General features: G+C 60.0%; 19 protein-coding genes. 9 read left to right on the forward strand and 10 right to left on the reverse strand.

Annotated elements, in window-relative coordinates; all coding sequences use genetic code 11:
* Window positions 1–270 precede the first annotated feature (270 nt).
* Window positions 271–597: a DUF2388 domain-containing protein gene (locus J1G37_RS12690; protein ID WP_207042100.1), complete on the reverse strand. Its 327-nt coding sequence runs from the start codon at window positions 595–597 to the stop codon at window positions 271–273.
* 76 nt (window positions 598–673) lie between these two features.
* The gene (locus tag J1G37_RS12695; protein ID WP_207042101.1) at window positions 674–1,912 is read right to left on the reverse strand and encodes an MFS transporter; all 1,239 of its coding nucleotides are present in this window, start codon (window positions 1,910–1,912) and stop codon (window positions 674–676) included.
* Window positions 1,913–2,067: 155 nt separating this feature from the next.
* Between J1G37_RS12695 and J1G37_RS12700 the strand changes: the two genes are divergently transcribed.
* Window positions 2,068–2,874: a class I SAM-dependent methyltransferase gene (locus J1G37_RS12700; protein ID WP_207042102.1), complete on the forward strand. Its 807-nt coding sequence runs from the start codon at window positions 2,068–2,070 to the stop codon at window positions 2,872–2,874.
* Window positions 2,875–2,986: 112 nt separating this feature from the next.
* On the opposite strand, the gene J1G37_RS12705 is transcribed toward J1G37_RS12700, so the two are convergent.
* On the reverse strand, window positions 2,987–3,373 hold the full coding sequence (locus tag J1G37_RS12705; protein ID WP_207042104.1) for a TIGR03067 domain-containing protein: 387 nt from the start codon (window positions 3,371–3,373) through the stop codon (window positions 2,987–2,989).
* A gap of 317 nt (window positions 3,374–3,690) precedes the next feature.
* Here J1G37_RS12705 and J1G37_RS12710 point away from each other — a divergent pair, with 317 nt between their 5' ends.
* The 4 genes from J1G37_RS12710 to J1G37_RS12725 all read left to right on the forward strand — a co-directional run bounded on the left by J1G37_RS12710 (window position 3,691) and on the right by J1G37_RS12725 (window position 7,687).
* A complete protein-coding gene (locus J1G37_RS12710; RefSeq protein WP_347402344.1) occupies window positions 3,691–4,974 on the forward strand; it encodes a Wzz/FepE/Etk N-terminal domain-containing protein in 1,284 nt (427 codons plus the stop codon).
* A gap of 212 nt (window positions 4,975–5,186) precedes the next feature.
* Window positions 5,187–6,086: a lipid A hydroxylase LpxO gene (gene lpxO, locus J1G37_RS12715; protein WP_207042107.1), complete on the forward strand. Its 900-nt coding sequence runs from the start codon at window positions 5,187–5,189 to the stop codon at window positions 6,084–6,086.
* A 117-nt stretch (window positions 6,087–6,203) separates the two neighbouring features.
* Window positions 6,204–6,518: a hypothetical protein gene (locus J1G37_RS12720; protein WP_207042109.1), complete on the forward strand. Its 315-nt coding sequence runs from the start codon at window positions 6,204–6,206 to the stop codon at window positions 6,516–6,518.
* 11 nt (window positions 6,519–6,529) lie between these two features.
* Window positions 6,530–7,687, forward strand: coding sequence for a PQQ-dependent sugar dehydrogenase (locus J1G37_RS12725; RefSeq protein ID WP_207042110.1), 1,158 nt, complete (start codon window positions 6,530–6,532; stop codon window positions 7,685–7,687).
* A 43-nt stretch (window positions 7,688–7,730) separates the two neighbouring features.
* Here J1G37_RS12725 and J1G37_RS12730 read toward each other — a convergent pair whose 3' ends face one another.
* Together J1G37_RS12730 and J1G37_RS12735 are read right to left on the reverse strand one after the other, a co-directional pair.
* Window positions 7,731–8,210, reverse strand: a complete 480-nt coding sequence (locus J1G37_RS12730; RefSeq protein WP_207042113.1) for a nuclear transport factor 2 family protein — start codon at window positions 8,208–8,210, stop codon at window positions 7,731–7,733.
* Window positions 8,211–8,265: 55 nt separating this feature from the next.
* A complete protein-coding gene (locus J1G37_RS12735; RefSeq protein ID WP_124524505.1) occupies window positions 8,266–8,817 on the reverse strand; it encodes a TetR/AcrR family transcriptional regulator in 552 nt (183 codons plus the stop codon).
* Window positions 8,818–8,942: 125 nt separating this feature from the next.
* On the opposite strand from J1G37_RS12735, the gene pssA reads away from it, so the two are divergent.
* Window positions 8,943–10,286, forward strand: coding sequence for a CDP-diacylglycerol--serine O-phosphatidyltransferase (pssA, locus tag J1G37_RS12740; RefSeq protein ID WP_207042115.1), 1,344 nt, complete (start codon window positions 8,943–8,945; stop codon window positions 10,284–10,286).
* 355 nt (window positions 10,287–10,641) lie between these two features.
* Window positions 10,642–14,121, forward strand: coding sequence for a hypothetical protein (locus J1G37_RS12745; protein ID WP_207042117.1), 3,480 nt, complete (start codon window positions 10,642–10,644; stop codon window positions 14,119–14,121).
* A gap of 46 nt (window positions 14,122–14,167) precedes the next feature.
* Here the strand turns inward: J1G37_RS12745 and efeO (J1G37_RS12750) are convergent, their stop codons facing one another.
* Genes efeO (J1G37_RS12750) through efeU form a run of 4 tightly spaced genes read right to left on the reverse strand, consistent with a single transcriptional unit; the run spans window position 14,168 to window position 18,376 of the window.
* Window positions 14,168–14,986, reverse strand: coding sequence for an iron uptake system protein EfeO (gene efeO / locus J1G37_RS12750; RefSeq protein WP_207042119.1), 819 nt, complete (start codon window positions 14,984–14,986; stop codon window positions 14,168–14,170).
* A gap of 27 nt (window positions 14,987–15,013) precedes the next feature.
* Window positions 15,014–16,315 (reverse strand): iron uptake transporter deferrochelatase/peroxidase subunit, encoded by a 1,302-nt coding sequence (gene efeB / locus J1G37_RS12755; RefSeq protein WP_242551561.1) that lies wholly within the window; start codon window positions 16,313–16,315, stop codon window positions 15,014–15,016.
* A gap of 14 nt (window positions 16,316–16,329) precedes the next feature.
* Complete coding sequence (gene efeO / locus J1G37_RS12760; protein ID WP_207042123.1) at window positions 16,330–17,532, reverse strand: iron uptake system protein EfeO; 1,203 nt, start codon at window positions 17,530–17,532, stop codon at window positions 16,330–16,332.
* A gap of 10 nt (window positions 17,533–17,542) precedes the next feature.
* Complete coding sequence (gene efeU, locus J1G37_RS12765; RefSeq protein ID WP_207042125.1) at window positions 17,543–18,376, reverse strand: iron uptake transporter permease EfeU; 834 nt, start codon at window positions 18,374–18,376, stop codon at window positions 17,543–17,545.
* 168 nt (window positions 18,377–18,544) lie between these two features.
* Here efeU and J1G37_RS12770 point away from each other — a divergent pair, with 168 nt between their 5' ends.
* Entirely contained in the window at window positions 18,545–19,561 is a 1,017-nt protein-coding gene (locus tag J1G37_RS12770; RefSeq protein ID WP_207042126.1) for an AraC family transcriptional regulator, read from the forward strand.
* A 277-nt stretch (window positions 19,562–19,838) separates the two neighbouring features.
* Window positions 19,839–20,219, forward strand: a complete 381-nt coding sequence (locus tag J1G37_RS12775) for a hypothetical protein (protein ID WP_207042127.1) — start codon at window positions 19,839–19,841, stop codon at window positions 20,217–20,219.
* 59 nt (window positions 20,220–20,278) lie between these two features.
* On the opposite strand, the gene J1G37_RS12780 is transcribed toward J1G37_RS12775, so the two are convergent.
* A complete protein-coding gene (locus J1G37_RS12780; RefSeq protein WP_207042128.1) occupies window positions 20,279–20,806 on the reverse strand; it encodes a hypothetical protein in 528 nt (175 codons plus the stop codon).
* Window positions 20,807–20,971: the final 165 nt, after the last annotated feature.

A 20,971-nucleotide genomic window follows, 5' to 3' on the forward strand; every position in this document is an offset into this window, starting at 1 on the left:
GGCGGCGCTACTGTTGATTGGATGCTCCAGCCCACGAAAACCGCTGGATAACCGTGATCCTTGCCTGGATTTCGGCGCCCCTCAGAGTCCGGGCTTCAATGCTTGCCTGGAGCGACGGGCCAAGGCGTTGAAAGCGGTACTCGAAGACAGCGGCGAAAGACGCTACGAATTTGTTTCTGAGACGCAGCTTGATCCCTGAATCAATACCCTAACGAGCCAGCACGTTAAGAAAATACAGGCACAAGACCGATGTACAACCTGCGCCTCAAGTCAGAACAAGCTAGCAATCGCCTCCGCCAGTTGCATATCTGACATCAGGGGCGCTGCGTAGGTCGCACGGTAATACCGGGACGCCTGCTCAAACTCCGCACCGCGGATCTCACCACCTGAACCAACAAACGCCAAGGCATCGGACTTGGCGGTTTTGAATAGCTTGGGTGGCTCGGTCGTGAGGGAGGTGATTCCGCCGATCAGGATGGTCGGCAGAAAGGTGGTAATCATCAGTCCTTTATCAAAAGGATTGGCGTTTTCTGCTGCCATTGCCTGAGTGCCGGTCAAAGCCATGACGGCTATGGCTAGCGTCTTCCATGGGTACATTCGTGACGCTTCCATTGCGATCTGAGGGCGCTACCATAACAGGGTATAGGCGCCAAAGCGCACATCACCGCCTTTGTCAGGCCACTGCCGGTTGCCGTGCGAGCGTTGGTTTCGCCAAGGTCTCCGGCATCGCCAACGCCAACATCGCCAACGCTACAGCTGCCACACCCGCCAACGTCAGGAACGCCGCGTTATAGCCAGCCTGTTGCACGACAAATCCCGCCAGGCTGCTGCTCAGTGCCGCGCCCAGGCCGAAGGCGGTGGAGAGGGCGCCCAGGCTGACATTGAAGCGGCCGGTGCCTTGGGTCAGGTCTTTGACGATGACCGGGAACAGCGCGCCGAAGATGCCCGCGCCGATGCCGTCGAGCATTTGCACCGCAACCAGCCAGTAGGGGTCGTTGGACAGGGTATACAGCACGCCGCGCAACGGCAGGATCATGAAGCCGGCGAGCAACAGCGGTTTGCGTCCCCAGCTATCCGCCTTTATGCCCACCAGCCAGGCCACTGGCACCATCACCAGTTGCGCGGCGACGATGCACGCTGAGGTCAGCGGCGTGGCCAGGTGCAGGTTGATTTGCGCGAGTTTCTGGCTAACCAGCGGCAGCATCGCGGCATTGGCCAGGTGGAACAACGCGCAGCAGACGGCGAATACCAGCAGGGGTCGACTAGTCAGCAATACGCCCATGCCGGAGGGTTGCGCGTGGTCGGTGACGTGGTCGGGGTCGAAGCCGCGGGCGACGTCATGGTCGATGGCGTTTGCCGACACGCAAGTGATCGCCACCACACTGGCCAGGGCCATGGCCGCCATCAGGTAGAACACCACCACCGGCCCGTACAGATACGCCAGGCCGCCGGCGAGCAGGGCGGCGGTGGCGTTGCCGGCGTGGTTGAAGGTCTCGTTGCGCCCGGTGCGCCGGGTAAAGGCGCGGGGTCCGGTAATGCCCAGGGAAATCGCCGAAATCGCCGGGGCGAACACCGACGCAGCGACCGCACTGGCCGACTGGGTCAAGGCCACCAGGCTGAATGAGCTGACGAAGGGCAACAGCAGGCAACTGGCGGTCACCAGGATGGCAGCAATCGCGACCACCGCGCGTTTACTACGGGTGCGGTCGATCAGCGCGCCCGCCGGCCCTTGGCTGATCAGCGCAGCGATGCCGGCCAGGGTCATCACCACGCCAATACTCGCCGGGTCCCATTGGTGCACGGCCAGCAGGTAGATCGCCAGGTAGGGGCCGAGGCCGTCACGCACGTCGGCGAGGAAGAAGTTCAGGCTGTCGAGGGGCAGGGTGTTACGCAGGTCTGGGGGTGGGGTCACGGCGCAGGCTTCGGGAGCGGCATTCAACGGCTGAACACCTATTGCGTTAATGACCTGCGGGGTTTGCGATAAGTTTCGCGGGGTTGACGGGCTTTTATTTGGTGGGCGCTTGGCTTATTTTCTGAGCCCGATTGTAACGATGTTCTGGAGACGCAATGGACATGCCCTCAGCCCAAGAGGCTATCACCAGCAACAAGCACGCCTGGGATCAATCCGCTCAGTTGCACAAAGATACGGACAACTGGAAAGCCCTGCTGCGCTCAGTCGCCGACCCAGGCTTCTCGCGCCTGGACCCCACCATCACCGCGTTGCTGCAAGACGTCGGCGTCGCCGGCAAAGACGTGGTGCAACTGTGCTGCAACAACGGGCGTGAGAGCCTGTCGTTGTTCAGCCTGGGCGCGCGGTCGGTGGTGGGGGTCGATCAATCCCGGGCGTTTTTGCAGCAGGCACAGGAACTGGCCGCGATCTCGCCCCACCATCCCGAGTTCATCGAAGCCGACATCCATCAGTTGCCCGAGCGGTTGCACGGGCGTTTTGACGTTGCCTTGGTCACCATCGGTGTACTGGGGTGGATGCCGGATGTGGCGCTGTTTATGCGTCACGTCGCGAGCACCTTGAAGCCGGGTGGCACCTTGGTGATGTATGAAACCCACCCGTTCCTGGAGATGTTTGACCCGCACGCCAGCAACCCGTTGCTGCCCGCCAGTTCGTACTTTCAGCGCGATCCCTTTGTGTTGCAGGAATCCATCGTTTATGAAGGGTTGAGCGAGGTGGCGGGACCGACGTCCTATTGGTACGTGCACACCATGGGCAGCCTGGTCAGTGGTGCGATCGCGGCGGGGCTGCAGATTTGCCACTTGCAGGAATACCCGCACTCCAACCGCGAGGAACTCTATGACCAATATGAGCACCAGCCTGCGCAATTGCCGTTGTGCTTTACCTTGACCGCCACGAAGCGCTGAGCCGGTTCGCGCGAGCAAAAAAAAGGCCCGCGAGAAGAGGCGGGCCAAGGGATTTACAGGAGTAGGTAGGCTTCACCCTATAGGCCACCATGTGAAGGCGGTGTGAAACGCCTCACGCCCTGCGTACGAAAGTGCGCATGGTCTGGCCTGGGCCGGTGCGGAATTCAGTCGGGCGCGGCATGTGCTCATCCGCGGCAATAAATACAAACTCATCACCTTCGAGACGGTAGCTGGCGGGCAAGTGCTTGCCGGCGTCATCGCCCATGCTGTCGATCCAGGTGATGCGCTTGGGGGTGGTTGTGCTGTCGAGGAAAAACCGTCCGGCGAGCAACACCTCGCCACTGACGGTCGTCACTTCGAATCGATCATCTGCAATCGTCGTAATGGCACCGGGCGCGCTGTGGGCATCGATGGGATTGAGCACACCGCTGTCTTCCAGTGCGGTTTGTTCCCAAATGCCTTGCAGGGCTTGCAGGTCTGGATCTGTGATAAGTGACATACAAATTCCTTTTTTCTGAAGGGCTAATCGACGCTAGTTAGCGGTAACGGGCTGAGTTCAGTCAATTAATCTTCCAAAGAACGTAGGACTTGTCTCAAATTTTCGCGCGTTGGAAATTTTCTCCTTCATAGGCAATGTATTAGCGCTATTTTCTCGCCGTCGGGCAACGTCACTCACGCAACCATCTATGCTTTCGCGTGTACCAAAGGGCGCCTATTTCGCCCTTGACGTTGCCCCCTGTTTATTCCGTCGTTATTCAGGTCTGTGTTGTCGGGCGCTGACTAACCACTCTTCAGGGCGAACTTACGTTGAACACAATCCCCCCGACTATTGCGCATCCGGCCTCGGATGAGATCGATCTTTTTGAACTGGCCCATGGCATTTGGAAGCAACGCGTACTGGTCGTCGCGTGCGCAGCCATCGCGGCAATCCTGGGTGTGGGTTACGTGTTGCTTGCGCCTCAGGTGTACCAGGCCAGCAGCGTGCTGAGGGCGGTCGAGCTCAATGAGTTGGATGCGCTCAACCGCTCCGAGGTCTACCCACTGACGCCAGCCGACGCCTTGAGCAAAGTGGCGTTGCAACTGAACTCCTATGACACCCGGCTTGGGTTTTTCAAGGCCAATGCCACGCTATTCGAAACGTATCAGCGGCCAGGGCAAAGCCAGGAGCGAAGCTTTGACGTGTTTGACCGCAGCCTCGTCAGCCAGGTGCTGCCCGATCCGAAAAACAGCACCGCCCCCGGCACCTATATACGCTTGGAAATGCAGTACCCCCAGGGCAGCGGCGGAGTGGCGCTCCTCAATGGGTTTGTCGATTACGCGATTGCCCGCCAACGTGACCTTGTGGCAGCTGACGTCGAGGTGATCGTCAACAATCGTCTCGCGGAGCTCGGCGGTAAGATCGATGCCGTCCGTGAAAACTATGAGAACGAGAAGGCCACGAAAATCGCCAGGCTGCTGGAAGGTGATGCCATCAAGCGCGGCCAACTGCAGGATGAACTCGGCGCCCTGCGCGAGGAGATGGGAAAGGAGCGCTCCCATCGCTTGGCGCGACTGGCTGAAGCCATTGCCATTGCCCGATCCGTGGGTATCACAAGGCCAACCACGCCCTCGGCAATGGGTGCGGCGGCATTGCGTGGGGCAAGCCAGGTGACGGAGATTTCCCGGCAAACGGTTCCTTTGTTTTTCATGGGGACGCAAGTGCTGGAAGCTGAGCGCGCGGTATTGCAACAACGCAGCAGTGACGACGTTACCGATGAGCGCGTCGCCCAAATCACCAGAAAGCTACGTTTGTTGGAGGTCAATCGCGAGGTTGACGCACTGAAAGCGCGCAGTAGCGAGGATATGTTCCTACAGGATGTTGAATGGCTGCGCACGGAAGCCGCCCGACTGCGTGCGCTCAATCTTGATTTGGACGGGTTGAAGCTGGCGGCGATCGACCGCCCGGCCCAAGAACCCTTGGCCCCGATCAAACCCCGCAAGGCGTTCGTGGTGGCGTTGAGCCTGGCGGCTGGCTTGATGCTGGGCGTGCTGGTGGCGGTGGTGCGACATTTTGCGAGCCTGCGCCGGGGCCATCCGCGAGGACGATATGCGCCTCAATAAGTAGGCTGGGTGGACAGCTTTTCACAATTCTTCGCTAACCTTTAGTTACAACTTGTGGCTAAATATCTGCCAAATGGTCACGCAGCGGCTTGTCATTGAGCCGCCCGCGCTACCTGTCTGTGAATTGTGATTTCAGCTGCTGCTTATCCAAACCTCGGCCGTCGTGGGCACGCAGGAGCAGCCTGTTGTCTCCTGACGTGTGACGAAATTCCGTGAAACTCATTATTGTTGTTCTCTACGTTGCCTCCATTGCGTATGTGCATTTGCGTGGTCGAGTGCGCCACACACTGGGCCGCCAATTGAGCGACCATTCCACCTTCCTGGCACCGATCAACTGCTTTCTCTATCTGTTCTCAAAACTGCCCAGCCGACCCTATCTGGCCCCCAGCGACTTTCCAGACCTCAGACCCCTGCAGGAACACTGGGAAGAAATTCGCCAGGAAGGGCAGAACCTGATGCGCGCCGGCGCGATCAAGCGCTCGGACCAGTACAACGACGTGGGTTTCAACTCGTTCTTCAAGTCTGGCTGGAAGCGCTTCTACCTCAAGTGGTACGGCGACAGCCATCCCTCGGCGATGAAGCTGTGCCCGCGCACCACTGAACTGGTGCAGGGCATCGGCTCGATCAAGGCGGCGATGTTCGCCGAGTTGCCGCCAGGCTCCAAGCTGGTGCGTCATCGCGACCCCTACGCCGGCTCCTACCGTTACCACCTCGGGTTGGATACGCCAAACGATGCGGCCTGCTACATCAACGTGGATGGCGAGCGCTACGCCTGGCGCGATGGCGAGGCGGTGATGTTTGACGAGACCTACATCCATTACGCCGAAAACGCCACGCAGCACAACCGCATCATTTTGTTCTGCGATATCGAACGGCCAATGAAATACCGCTGGGCGGCGGCCTTCAACCGCTGGTTCAGCCGCAACGTGATGGCGGCGGCGGGCTCGCCCAATGACGCAGGCGACAAGACCGGAGGGCTGAACCGCGCCTTTACCCGGCTCTATAAGATTCGCCTGCGCGGCAAGGCGCTGAAGAAGCGCAACCGCACGCGTTATTACCTGGAGAAGTGGGCGATCTTTGCGGCATTGGCGGCCATTTTCCTGTTGATCTGAGGGGCGCGCCGACAGATCGTGTTACACCTGATGAGAAACTATTTAGTTACCAAAGCCGAACCCTGGGCGTAGCGTGTTATCGAAAGCACGTACTACTCGCCCTTGAGAGGCTTTGTCATGAACAGTTGTGTACGCCACCTGGCCCTGTTGGCACTGGGCGTTTTCATTGCCGCCGGTGCCCAGGCGCAAAACCTGCCGGGCAGCAACGACGCCAACAACAGCCCGATCCACCGGGCCAACCCCAACAGCATGCAGGGCACCCAGCCCAATGCGCCGGCCGTGCGCGGGCCCCAGGTTGGCCCGGCGCCGCGCGCACCGACCCTGGATAACGGCGGCATCGGCAATCGTTATCCTACGCGCAACACCGCCCCCAGCCGCCCAGCCACCGAAACCAAAGCCCCCACTTACGATGCCAACGGCAATCGCCGGTAAGGACTCGCCCTATGCTCCTACGTAAAACCCTCCTGGCTGCCATTTGCGCGACCACCCTTCTTCCGTTGTCGGCGGTGTACGCCGCTGGCCCCCAACAATTCCCTAGCGAGCAAGGCAGCATCACGGTCACGCCGATCGCCCAGGGCCTGGATCATCCCTGGGCCGTGGCGTTTCTGCCAGACCGGCAAGGTTTCCTGGTGACCGAGCGCCCAGGCCATCTGCGCTTCGTCAGCCCGGACGGCAAACTGTCGGCGCCACTCAGCGGCGTACCGCCGGTGTGGGCCAAAGGGCAGGGCGGCTTGCTCGATGTGGTGCTGTCGCCGGACTTCAAGCAGGACCGCATGGTGTATCTGTCGTATGCCGAAGGCGGTGGCAAGGGCGGTACCGCCGGCACGGCGGTTGGGCGTGGGCGTTTGGCCGATGACCTTAGCGGTTTGAAGGATTTCAAGGTGATCTTGCGCCAGGAGCCCAAGCTGTCCACCGGCAACCACTTTGGTTCGCGCCTGGCGTTTGACCGGGACGGCTACCTGTTCGTGACCCTGGGCGAAAACAACGATCGCCCGACCGCCCAGGACCTGGACAAATTGCAGGGTAAGGTCGTGCGCATTTACCCGGATGGGCGCGTGCCCGATGACAACCCGTTTGTGGGCCAGGCAGGTGTGCGGCCGGAGATCTGGTCCTACGGCCAGCGCAACCCACAAGGCCTGGCACTGAACCCGTGGAGCGGCACGATCTGGGAAAACGAACACGGGCCCCGTGGCGGGGATGAGATCAACATCATCGAGCGCGGCAAGAACTACGGCTGGCCGTTGGCAACCCACGGTATCAACTATTCGCTGACGCCAATCCCGGAGGCCAAAGGCAAGACGGCAGAGGGTACGGTGCAGCCCCATCATGTCTGGGAGCAGTCCCCCGGCATCAGTGGCATGGCGTTTTATGACGCTGACCGCTTCAAGCCCTGGCAGCACAACGTGTTTATCGGCGCACTCGCCAGTCAGGAGCTGATCCGCTTGCAGTTCGATGGCGACAAGGTGATCCATGAGGAACGGTTGCTGGGCGGTTTGAAAGCACGCATTCGCGATGTGCGCCAGGGGCCGGATGGCTACTTGTATGTGCTGACGGATGAGGATGATGGCGTGTTGTACCGCGTGGGCTTGAATCAGGATTGAGCAGCCAGCCGCAAGCTTGAAGCTTCAAGCTTGCGGCTACAGGCTAGAGCCCCAAGTCCGATAGCCCCGGATGATCATCCGGGCGCCGGCCCAGCGGCCAGTGGAACTTGCGCTCGCTGGCCTGGATCGGCAGGTCGTTGATGCAGGCAAACCGATTGGCCATCAGGCCGTTTTCGTCGAACTCCCAGTTCTCATTGCCGTAGGAGCGGAACCAGTTTCCCGAATCGTCATGCCACTCGTAGGCATAACGCACGGCGATGCGGTTATCGGTGAAGGCCCACAACTCCTTGATCAGCCGGTAGTCCAGCTCCTTGACCCATTTGCGTGTGAGGAAATCCTTGGCTTGTTCGCGGCCGTGGGCAAATTCGGCGCGGTTGCGCCAGCGGGTGTCCAGGGTGTAGGCCAGGGATACCCGTTGCGGGTCGCGGGAGTTCCAGCCGTCTTCGGCCAGGCGCACTTTCTCGATGGCCGATGCGCGGGTAAAGGGTGGCAAGGGTGGGCGTACATCGATGTTGGATGACATTGGCATGCTCCTTAAAACAATAAGGGATTATCGGAAAGTTGCCTGGCCTATGGGCTCAAAGCGCCAATAACGTTCGCGCCATGCATTGCGCATTATCGGCCGCAGTTGAATCACCCATCACCAGGGCAACGGTAATGGCGCCATCGATCAGGATCAGCAGTTGCGCGGCCTGCTGCTGCGGGTCGGGGGTGCCATGTGCTTGACACAGTTCAAGTGCGTACTCGAACAGTTTCTGTTTATGGGCCTTGGCCAGCAGGCGCACCGGGTCTTGTGGGTCGCCGGTTTCACCGCTGGTATTGATAAAGGCGCAGCCACGGAAGTCGGCTGAGCCAAACCACGCCTTGAGGGCGTCGAACAGCGCCAGCAGGCGTTCGCCACTGCCTTCCTGGCGCTCCACTTCCGTGCGCAGCCATTGCAGCCAGCGCTCGTCGCGGCGCTGCAAGGCGGCAATCACCAACTCATCTTTGTTGGCGAAGTAACGGTAGATACTTTTTCTCGATACACCGGCGGTTTTCACCAGGAAGTCCATGCCGGTGGCGGCGATGCCATGGCGATAGATCAACTTTTCTGTCACGTCGAGAATGATGTCGCGGGTCATGTCGTTCATGTGGCAAACAGTAGAACGATCGTTCTTCTTGGTCAATTAAAATTTTTCCATGCGCCGCAGCAAGACCTGAGCACCCCCATGGTGTAAGCTCGGTGCCTCTTCGGATTCGACCCATTGCGAGCCCTATGCCGTCGTTCTTCAAACGCTCCCTGTTGCCAAAACTGCGCGGTTTTCCCCTCACTCCCGACGCGATTGACGTGCTGTCTGGCGCCGATGCGTATCGCCGCCGCCTGCTGGCCCTGATCCCCCAGGCGACCCGGCGCATCTACATTGTTGCGCTGTATTTGCAGCACGACGAAGCCGGGCAGGAGATCTACGACGCCCTGCACGCCGCCAAGGCTGCGCGCCCGGAGTTGGACATCGTGGTGGTGGTTGACTGGCTGCGCGCCCAACGCGGGCTGATCGGTGCGGGCAAACAACCGGGCAACAGCGCCTGGTATCAGGCCATGACCCAGCGCCACGCCAGTGAAGTGCCGGTGTACGGCGTGCCGGTGCAGACCCGCGAGCTGTTCGGCGTGTTGCACCTCAAGGGCTTTGTGATCGACGACACCGTCTTGTACAGCGGCGCGAGCCTGAACAATGTGTACCTGCACAAGTTCGACAAGTACCGCTTCGACCGTTACCACTTGATCCACAACCAGCCGCTGGCCGATTCGATGCAGCATCTGATCGAGCATGGCCTGGTGGCATCCAAGGCCGTGCATCGCCTCGACCTGCCGAACCCGCCGACCACCCGCAGCCTGCGCAACGACATCGGCGACTTGCGCAGCCGCCTGAAGCACGCGGCCTATGACACCACGGCAGGGCAGTTGCCCAATGGTCATCTGTCGGTCAGCCCGCTGCTGGGTGTGGGCAAGAACAACCCGTTGAGCCGGGTGATCCTGGAGCTGATCGCCAGTGCCCAGCAGCAACTGACCATCTGCACCCCGTATTTCAACCTGCCGTTGCCGGTGACCCGCGAGATCAACCGCGCGCTGGCCCGTGGGGTGAAAATCGACATCATCGTCGGCGACAAGACCGCCAACGACTTCTACATCCCGCCCAGCGAGCCGTTCAAGGTGATCGCGGCGCTGCCTTACCTGTATGAAATCAGCCTGCGCCGCTTTGCCAAGCGCCATCAGCCGATGCTCGACAGCGGCCAGTTGAACCTGCACCTGTGGCGCGATGGCGATAACACCTATCACCTCAAGGGCATGTGGGTGGACCAGCGCTATACGCTGTTGACAGGCAACAACCTCAACCCACGGGCGTTCCGCCTGGACCTGGAAAACGCCTTGTTGATCGACGATCCCCAGGGCCAGTGGCTGGAGCCGCGTCGCACCGAGCTGGCGCAGATTTTCCAGCACGCCACGCGTATCGACGGTTACCAGCAATTGCAGACCCTGGTGGACTACCCCGAAGCGGTCGGCAAGTTCCTGCGGCGGGTCAGCCGGGTGCGGATTGAGCGGTTGCTGTACCGGATACTCTGACGCGTGTTGACTGTGGCCAAATAATTCCCACTGATTGCCTGCAAGGCTTTCGGACTTTGCTGACGCTTGCGTCAAGAATGGCTCGGTAGATTTTCTCTCGACAGTTCTTAGGGACAAGGACTCTTGCCGTTTCCATTGGTAGAGAGAAAAGACCATGTCGATGATCAGCGTAGGCGGTCATGACCGCGCGTTCAACCTTGCCACTCAACTCCCGTTTCCATTGCAACCCGGCCCCTGGGCCTCTGGCGCACCGCGAGTCAGGCGCGATGCGTCGACAACGAGCAATGCAATACCCCAGCGTTTTCTATCCGAGGAAAACGCGACCCAAGGGGATGCCAACGTGCAGGAGCGCCTGATGCGCGGACTGCTCAAGGGCATCACGTCTGTACCCGTCATACCGCGCAATGCCAGCATCGCGCCCTTTATCAGCGTGTATACCCAGGCACTGAGTGAGCAACCTTTGCAAGATTGGTTGCGCGCCAAGGGTCTTAAACTCGCCACTGTGCGGGTGTTCAACGACCATGTGACGGGTGTGGTCACCCAAGATGGCAAAGACACACTGGTGCGCTTTACCACCAGCGACGGCTCTGGCTGGGGTGAGGTCAGTGCCCATTTGTCTGCTGCGCAGCAGGCCCTGTCGCCGAGTAATTTCGGGCTTGCGGTCACTGAAAATCCGGTGCCGCGCCATGCCATCCTGGATTTCTATGGGGTACAACCGCCCCGGAATGAGCAGTCGTCGTCAGCCCTTGGTCAACAGCTCAAGAGAGATGGCTGGCCGCCGATTTTGTCCGCGCAGCGGGTTCGCTGGCGCGAGCAATACAGCCAATTGACCCAGGCCCGCGGTGATGCAACGGAACGTACACGACTGCTCGATCACCTGCGGCGCGAGCTCAAGAACAAGGCTGCGGACGACGATCTCAACCTTGATCAACAGCCCTTCATCGCTGAGCCGGGCGCCTCGTTGGCGCGGCGCAGCAAGGCCCCTCGCAATGCATTTGTCGAGCTCTTGGCGTCGCAGTTCTTCAAGGCGTTTCTCGCCAAGAACAACCTTGTGGCCCATGACGATCAATTCAGGATCAGCCAAGGCGATCTCCAACTGCGGACCGCTGAGGGTGGATGGCTATCCCTGCAAGCCAGCCTCGACGCCGAGCTCAGCGAACACCCACACCCGCAGGGCGATACCCTGCGCGATGGCCTTCGCCAACTGGTTGTACAGAGTAAAAAGACGGGTAACGCACTCTACTCAACGGAGACGTATGACGTACGCCAGGCGTTGGACTTTTTCTGTCTGGGCGCACCCAAGACCCACGCACAAGTGCAGGTCGCCATGGCATGGCTGGATACCCGCCTGGCCCCGGCACCGCTGGCCGCCGACTTTGCGCAACTGACCCCGTCTGCCTGGGCCCCGGGGGCACTGTCCACCGCTGACTGTGGGGCACTCAAGCGCCTCGCGGCAGGTATGGGAGGGTTATTGGACAGCTTTCTCGCGCAGCCGGATCCATGGCATTCGCTGCCCGACGCGGACCATCGGCTGGGCGCTTTTTTTGACTCGCCCGCCGCTGTGGCCAAGGCGGACGCCATGGCGAAGGCTCTGCAATTGTATGCAGTGGCTGGCGGCCAACCCTTGTCCAAAGCCATGCGTCATCAATTACTGGCGACGGCCCTCAAGCTTGAGGTCGGCGGCGATGTGCCTGGCCGGCCGGGTTTTGTGGCCGGGTATGAGGTGTACTCGCCGAACAACCTGGGGCGTAGCCAGAAAGCGCTGCGCAGCGATATCGAACTGCATCTGCAAGGCAAAGGCGCCAGTGCCCGCAGTGCGCCGTTGCTCGCCCATATGTTCCTCGCGCAGGCCGCGCCCGAGCTATTGGTCAAGGCTGACTCGGCGGCACCTGGGGCGGCACTGCTCAAGCAAAGCAGCGATGACATCACCCTTGGTTCAACCGCCTGGCTTGGCTTGCGCCTGGGCTGCGCTTTGGCAGACACGCTGTCAGGCCCGGGGGCTTCACGTTTGATGAGCCGCACGCAATTGTTGGCGCTGACCCAATTGCAGGCCCAGGTTCCCGAGCAGGAAACCTTGATCAAAAGCCTGGCCGCCAGGCCGTTGCTGGAGTGGGCGGTAATGGCCGGCGTTTTCCCCACACCCGCGAATGGCCAATATGCGCCGCAGCATTACCGACAGGCCAGCGAAGCCTTTACTGCCCAGCAAGCACTCACCGATGCAGCGTTTAGTACCTTGACGAGCGAGCCACCGACTCAGACCAGCCTGTTGGTCCAGCAACTGGCACGGCTGTTTCCAGAGCTGACCGAGCAGGAAATTCGCGACTTCAAACTCAAGCGGGTCTACCACACCATGCAAGGGACGCAGCCGCCAGTGCTGTTGACCGAAGTGCTACTGGCCGGGCAAGCGAAGTTGGGCTTGCTGGCGCAGGTCACCAATTGGATGACGGAGAACTCCACCGGCAAAGTTCAGTACGAATTGCCCCCTGGCAGGATCTCCCAGGCAACGTTTGATGAGCGAATCAAGCAACTGCCGTTGATCGCGCCCTTGGTTGCCCCAGCCATCGATCGCTACGTGGCCGATACACGTAGGGCCCAAGCCAGCGCGTTAAAGCTGATGATCGCTCAGCTGCCATTGGCGCAGCGCAAGGCACTGGAAGTCGGGCAGATCGAGTTTTTCAGCTTGCGCAAGGCCACCGGAGAAACACTTGAAGAAGACAACGGCGACGAATCGAAAGTGGCGCAGAGCAAAGGCATACAGGGCACCCTGATCCGCTATGAGACGGGGATCGTCGAGCCGCGGTTTGGCTATTACGAAGTGTTTCCGGGCTCTATGCGCATGATCAAGCGCGACGACTTGCCGTACTCCCTGTCGCTTGGGGGGGAGATCAAAAAGGAGCAGAGAGCGTTGGGGCCCTTCGCTTACACCCGCGAGGATGTTCGCCGGGAGAAAACCGAGGCGTTTGATTTCCAGGCCTATTCCTCCGGGACTGAGCCGCGTGCGGGGGTGCAATCGCCGGTCATCATTGAAAAAGCCGCGCCCGACCTGGCAGCCACCTTGCAAAAGCCTGGGGTCAGCCATACGGGAGTGCCCGTACCCAACAGCTTCGCCAGTGATAAAACCGCGCGTATCGTCGAGGGCATACTGGGTAATAGTTTTGACGAGCGACGCGACGCGTTGACCGCCTATGCCAACCAGCCCACGAATTTGCAGCGCCAACGCGAGTTTCCGTTTGGTGCTGACGACGTATTCAGCAGCGAGAACCTGCGTATGGTGCTGGGGCTGCTGCCGTTTGTCGGGGCTGTTGCAGACATTGCTGAAGGTAACGTCGCCCAAGGTCTGAAAGGCCTGCTGATCGACTTTGCGTCCTTTGCAGTGACCGGTGGCGTGGGTGTGACCAAAAACTTCTTCAGGGGGTTGAAGATGGTGCTGCCCTTCAACGGCCGTGCGTTCACCATGCAGGGCTTGAAGGGCGCCGCACCGTTCTTTCGCAGCCTGTTCAACCCACTGGACGGCACCGTTGGCCTATTGAAATCAGGGCAAAAGGCGCCAGGGCTGCTAAAGAGCTTTTTGAAGGGGGATTTGCGATTGCTGGACTCGGGCATTTACCTGCCGGCTACCGCATTTGAACGCTGTCGCTGGGGGGCGGGCGTCTACGGCTCCGTCGCTGGAGGCCAACCGGCGGGCGCGCAGCAAGGCATCTACGACGGGCAGGAACTCTACGCAGTACAAAAAAACAATCACTGGTATGGGGTCAACCCGCACACCTTCGAAACCGGCGGGGCACCCTTGCAAGGGTTTGTGCCGCAAGCCGCCTTGTCGCAGGCGGGCGGCTGAGGCATGCGCCTTCGTGTCCGCGAGGGACGAAGGCGCACTGGCTCGATCAGTTCAAGCCCAGTTTGCCACGTAAGGTGGACAGATCTTCTGCCAGGGTATTGACCGGACCCACCAGGGCCTTGCGGTCGTTTTCCTTGACCTTGTCATAGGTCTCGAAGCCGCCGTCCTTGGTTTTGTACTTGGCCAGGACCTTGTCCACGCTGGCGAAGTTCTTGTCGACCTTGGCCAGGAAGGCCTTGTCTTGTTTCTCGATCTGGCCACGGAACAGGTCGACGATTTTCTTCGCGCCGTCGATGTTGCCCTGGAAGTCATACAGGTCGGTGTGGCTATAGCGGTCTTCTTCGCCGGAGATCTTGGTGGCGGCGACTTCTTCCAGCAACGCGGCGGCACCGCCGACGACTTTTACTGGCGGGAAGGTCAGGCCATCCACACGGGTTTTCAGGTCGTTGACGTCGGTGTTGAGCTTGGCGGTCAGCGCCTCCAGGCCTTTGGTGGTGTTCTGCGAGAACAGCGCGTACTCGATGCGATGGAAGCCGGTGAAGTCTTCGGCGGTCACGCCTTTTTCATGGTCGTCCACGCGCGAATCGATGGACGCATCGAGGTCGCTGAACAGCTCGGCGATCGGCTCGATGGACTCATAGTGCACGCGGGTTGGCGCGTAGAGCTTCTTGGCCGTGGCCAGGTCGCCCTTGTTGATCGCATCGGTAAACGCCTGGGTCTGGGTAACCAACTCGGCGATTTCTTCGGTGACGTAGATCTTGTAGTCCGACACCGGGCCTACCAGGTCCAGCGGTGCCGTGGCGGCAAACGCAGCCAACGGCGAAAGGGTCAGTAGCAACGACAACGCGAGAGTCGACTTCTTCATGGGACGGTTTCCGCTGTGGGGTGGGTTTCAGGTGTTGGCAGTGGTGTGCGGGTGCGTGGCGGCCAGCAGCGTGCGGCCAATGAAATCCTTGGGGCCCGTGACCCCCGGCAAGGTGAAGAAATACCCGCCGCCGACCGGCTTGAGGTATTCCTCCAGGGGCTCGCCATTGAGCCGGGTTTGCACGCTGATAAAGCCTTTCTCCAGGTCAGCCTGGTAGCAGATGAACAACAGCCCCATGTCCAGCTGACCGTTTTTATTGACGCCGTTGGAGTAGTTGAACGGCCGGCGCAAGATCAAGTTGCCCTGGGTGTGCGGCGTGCGCGGGTTGGCCAGGCGGATGTGGGCATCGAGCTTGGTCAACTTGCCTTCGGGGTCCTGGCTGTAGTCGGGGACCTGGCTTTCTTGCTGGCCACCCATGGGCGCGCCCGTGGTCTTGACGCGGCCGATGATGCTTTCCTGTTCTTGCAGCGGGGTGCGGTCCCAGCGTTCGACGAAGTTGCGGATGATGCGCACCGCCTGATAGCTGCCTTGGGCGGCCCAGGCCGGTTCGTCGCTGGACGGTTGGACCCAGACGATCTGGTCCATGGCCTTGTTGTCGTTGGAGTTGGGGTTGGCCGAACCATCACGGAAGCCGAGGAAGTTGCGCGCGCTCTGCGCCGGCTCGCCGGGTTTGCTCGGCGCCTGGGGCGGCACGCTGCCTTCCTGTTTCCAGCGCACCAGCAGCAGGTCGGGCAGGTTTTTCACGATGTCGCGCAGGGCGTGGATATTGGTGTCGGGGGTGTTGGAGCAAAATTGCAGGCTCAAGTCGCCGTGGCATTGCGCCGGTTCCAGCGCGTCATTGGGAAAACCCACCATGCGGCTCAGGCGCTTGGGTTTGGCGTGTTCGAGGCCGAAGCGCTCATCGAACAGCGACTCGCCGACGGACACGGTGATGGTCAGGTTGTCCGGCGTGACCACCGGGCCGAGGATCCCCGAATCGGTGGGCGGCAGCTTTGGATCGACTTGCGCCACGGCGCCGCCGGTCATCAGGAAGCTGATGCGTTCGTTCAAGGTGCGAAACAGCCGCTCCAGGTCTGCGCGGTCGCTGGCCAGCACGTCGAACGCCACCAGCATGCCGCAGGCCGGGCGCGGGGTGACGATGCCGCTTTGGTGCTGGCCAAAGAAGTCGTGGTGGTCCTGGGTCTTGTCGCTGCGCGGTGCGCTGGTGACTTGCTCGGCAGCGGCCATGGCCGGGCAGCTCAGGCTGCTGCCCGCCAGCGCGACGCCGGTGGCGGCCATGCCCAGCAGGACACGGCGGCGCTGGAGGTTGGTGTGTGCGGAATCACTCATGTGTGCGGTCGTCTTCACTGCAGGCGGGAAAGGCCAAGGGCGGGATCGATTCCATCGAGTGCGGCGGCCAGAGCCTTGGCCTTGTCGGCGATCTGCTTGCGCTGATCGGCGGTCACGCTGTCGTAGGGGGTATAACCAGTACTCGTCTTGAATCCGGCGAGTTCACTGGCAAAGGCAGCGAGGGCGCTGTCGATGTTTGGCAACAGCTCGGCGGCGGATTTGCCCAGCAGTGGGCGCATCAAGTCGACCACTTTGTGCGCGGCCTCCAGGTTGGCGGCGAAACCGTTCAGGTCGATGTGGCTGTAACGTTCTTCTTCACCGCTGAGGGCGCGCACATCCGCCAGGCTGTTGAGATTGCGCACCACGATGCTGACCAACTGTTCCGGTGGCAGCGATTGGGCCAGCAACTGTTGCTTGAGCGTGCTGACGTCGGTCAGCAAGCGCTGGGCAATCGGCGCCAGGCCATCGAGGCTGCGCTGCTGGAACAGGCTGTATTCGATGCGGTGGAAGCCGCTGAAGGCCGGGTCCTGCTCGCGTTTTTCAAAGTAGTCGGCACGGGCGTTGATCGCGTTATCCAGTTCCGCCAGGCGCTGGGACGCCGGGGCGAGGCGCTGGTAGGCCTCACGGGCCGGAATGTACAGCGCTTGCGCCTGGGCCAGGTCACCGGCGTCGATGGCCTGCTGCAACGCAGTCACCGCCTTGACCAGCGCGCTGCCCTGGCTGCTCAGGTACACGCGGAACTCCGACAGCGGGCCGATAAATGCCACCATCGATGGCTTGGCCTTGGCTTGCGCATCCGACTCCGCCGTCGGCGTCACATGCAAGGTGCCGCGCGGGTTGCTGAGCAAGCCGCAGGTGATCGCGTAGTCGCCCGGCAGCAGGTTGGCGTTGATCACCTGGCTCAGGCCGGGGGCGATGTTTTCCCGTTCTTCGACCACCAGCACGCCATCGAGGATTTCCCATTCCACCGCCCGGTCGGAGCGGTTGATGATGCGAAAACTCGCACGGCCAGCGGGTACGGTCAGCGCATTCGGCTCGCAGGCGTGGCCGTGAATGGTCACGGCGATTTCATTGTGGTTGGCCTGGCGCTTGCTCGCGGCCAGTTGCGACGCATAGTAGAACAGGCCACCGGCGGCGATCATCACGACCACCGAGCCCGCCACGGCCCAGCGCAGGGCGCGGGGCGGCAGGGCCGGTTGGGGAGTTGGGTTGGACAAGGGGCGGTCCTTACTGGCTGGAAACGGAGGAAGGTTGGGCGACGGGCGAGGGTAGGAAGAACATCGCCAGCGCCACCACCAGATAAATCAGGTAGGCACCCAGGGTGCTCACGGTCGGTGCTTCCTGATAGCCGAACATGCCGGCGAGTACCGAGCCCAGCGGGCTGTCCATCGGCAATACGGCGCTGAAATCGAACAGCACGGCTTGCAGGTGGTTCCACACGCCGGCTTCATGCAGGGCCTGCACCGAGTTGGCGAGGATGCCGGCGGCCACCACCAGGATGAACAGGCCGGTCCAGCGGAAAAACGCACCGAGGTTCAGGCGCATGCTGCCGCTGTAGATCAGGAAGCCGACGATGATCGCCAGGATCAAGCCGAGCAGGGCACCAATCGGTGCGCCCGGGCCTTCACTTTGCTGGAACACGGCCAGCAGGAAGAACACGGTTTCCAGGCCTTCACGGGCCACGGCGAAAAACACCATGAGGATCAGCGCCGTGACCTGATGCTTGGAGCCGGCTAGGGCGTGGTCGAGGGACTCATGCAGGGAATGCTTGATGGAACGCGCCACCTTGCGCATCCAGAACACCATGGAACTGAGGATGGCTACGGCGACCAGTCCGACAACACCTTCGAACAATTCCTGCTGCTTTTGCGGGAATTCGGCGCTGACCAACTCCAGGCCACCACCCACCAGCAACGCCAGGGCAGCGGCGAGGAATACCCCGACCCATACCGCCGGCATCCACTGGCCACGGCCGGTCTGTTGCAGGTAGCTGGCGATGATGCCAACGATCAGTGCGGCTTCAATGCCTTCGCGCAACATGATGAGAAAAGGAACAAGCATTCGGCACCGCGTCGCAACTAGATAGGAGGCTAAGTTGTAACATAATGATACTCATTGCTAAACAACAATTCTTGACGTTTGCTGAACAGTGGCTGAACGGTGGTGGCGAAGGGCAACCGCCCTTATGATGCACGCCATCTTGTGTGCCGCCGGAACGCCCAACTGCCCATGTCGGAAAAAGACTCCATCTCCATCCACCTCGTGCGCGAAGCCCTGTTGCAGAGCTGTGCGCCCGGGGCGGCCACGGTTGAAGCGCTGAGCAAAGTCGGGATTGCCCCGGCGTTGCTGGAGCAGCCTGACGCTCGTGTACCGGCCACGGCCTACGCGCGGCTTTGGCGCCTGCTGGCGCGGCGTCACGACGATGAGTTTTTCGGCATGGACCCGCGTCGGCTCAAATCCGGCAGCCTGGCGTTTCTCTGTCACGCGTCGATGGCACAACCGACGCTCGCCACCGGCCTGGAAACCGCGCTGGGCTTTCTGTCCTTGATGCTGGAACAAATGCCCGCGCAACTGGTGCGCCAACAGAGCCTGGCGGAGATCGTGCTGGCGGAACCCGTACCCAAGCGCGCGTTCACCTATTTCACCTATTGGATGATCGTGCATGGCGTGGCCTGCTGGCTGGCGGGGCGGCGCATTCCGATCCTGGCGATTGAATTGCGCTGCTCACAGCCGGACTTTTGCGACGACTACCAGGTGATGTTTTCCGACAACCTACGCTTTGATCGGCCACGTACCCGCATGATCTTTTCCGCCGACTGCCTCGACCTGCCAATCAAGCGCAGCGCCGAAGAACTCAAACGCTTCCTCGCCCACGCACCGGCCAACATCCTGGTCAAATACCGCGACCCCGACAGCCTCGCCACCCGCATCAAACACGACTTGCGCCACCTGCCCCCCGACACCTGGCCGGAAACCGACGGCCTGGCCGCCAGTTTGTGCATCTCCGCCTCAACCCTGCGCCGACGCCTGGCGGAAGAGGGGCAGACGTATCAGGGCCTCAAGGACAGCGTGCGTAAAGAGTTGGCCATTGTCTGGCTGGCTGAACCGCAGATCAGCTTTGCCGAGATTGCGGCGCGGTTGGGGTTTGCGGATGCCAGTTCGTTTTATAAGGCGTTTCGTAAATGGGTGGGGTCGAATCCGGGGCATTACCGGAGTTTGATTTTGAATGAAAGTTCTCGGAATTAGTTGCTCCTGAGCGGGATTAGGATATAGCTGACTCGTTCCATCGAATTGGTATGACAGAGCGCTCCTTAATGATTTTAGGAAGCGGCTGGCATATTCAAAGCGTGAATTCGTGCACAGTAAGCCGTGTGTTTCCTTCTGCCAGCTGCAGTGACTTTAGATTGCTGTGTAGGAAGCTGGACATACTGTTTAACTGTGAGGGGATTCTATGGATAAATAAACCAATAGATTGGCTTTCTGTGCATATTTGAAAATTAATTATTGATTTTGAGGTGTGATCATGAAAAGTCTTATTGCGGTGTGGTTTGCTGTGTTAATGGTGATGTCGTCGCAGCTGTTCGCTGCGTGCCTATACATAACGGATAGTTATACGAATATCGTGCCTGGGGGAGCGGAGCAGACGGCCTATGGACCGTTTACGATAACCTCGGCCAATGGATGTTCTAACGCAAATGTTGATGCGCGAATTTCTGCTCTGGGCGTAGGTAGACCACCTGAAGTTTATATTGAGCGAGAAATAGACGCCTCGTGGAAGCGGGAAACCTTCGGTATAGGCAATAGTGCCACGTATAACGGGCCACTCGGAACTTATAGAGTGCGCGTGAAAAATAACGAGGAGCTTCCAAAAGCCTATTCAGGCACGACCCGTTACGGGCGTTGATTTTCTTGAATTGGGCAGTGCGCTGGGACGTTCTCAGCGCACTGATTTTTGGAGATGCCTTAGGCGCGTTCGTCGATTGAAAGACTACTGGCATTTGAGTTTATGAAGTAGGAGAGGGCATTGATTGCATGATTGGCATCTATCATGCCCTGCAAGTGGTCCGTGGCACCTTCACGCTTCGGGATTGCCGGATCGCTCTTGAAATGTGCAATAGTATCTTCAAGTTTCTCGTTGAAAAGCGCGATGGCATTAAACTTCACATGGGTGTCGGTTTGGTTTCCGTTAGCGTCGGATGCACCATCTCCCGAAATAAACATGCCAAAGGATCGGCCGCTAATCATTTCGTTTTTGTAAAGCATGCGGCCAACGACTTTCAATTCGTCAGTGCTGATTGACGTCATGTCATACTTTTTCAAAAACGCCTTCAGCTCAACAATTTCTTTACTGTCGCTAAGCTTCAGTGTTTCTGCGGCCTTGGATGCCTCGGTTATTGTGAATTGATTCGTCACCTGTCCAGGGTTCTTGATCTGGAAAGGATTGGAAGCCTTGGTGTGCCGCATTTGCTCCGCCGTCAACAATATAGCCATGATGGTCCCTCCAATAGTTGAAAGTTACATCGGCTTTTCGTCAGAGTCGCTGTTTTCTTGAATCAAGGTGAGCGCCGGCCAGCTATGCGTGTCGAGGTTCAATTAAAGTAAATCTGGTTAACTAACTCCGCAGTGGGCAGGGTTAAGAAATAGCCTACAATATTT

Source organism: Pseudomonas sp. Marseille-Q1929 (genome assembly GCF_017316265.1).
Classification (GTDB): domain Bacteria; phylum Pseudomonadota; class Gammaproteobacteria; order Pseudomonadales; family Pseudomonadaceae; genus Aquipseudomonas.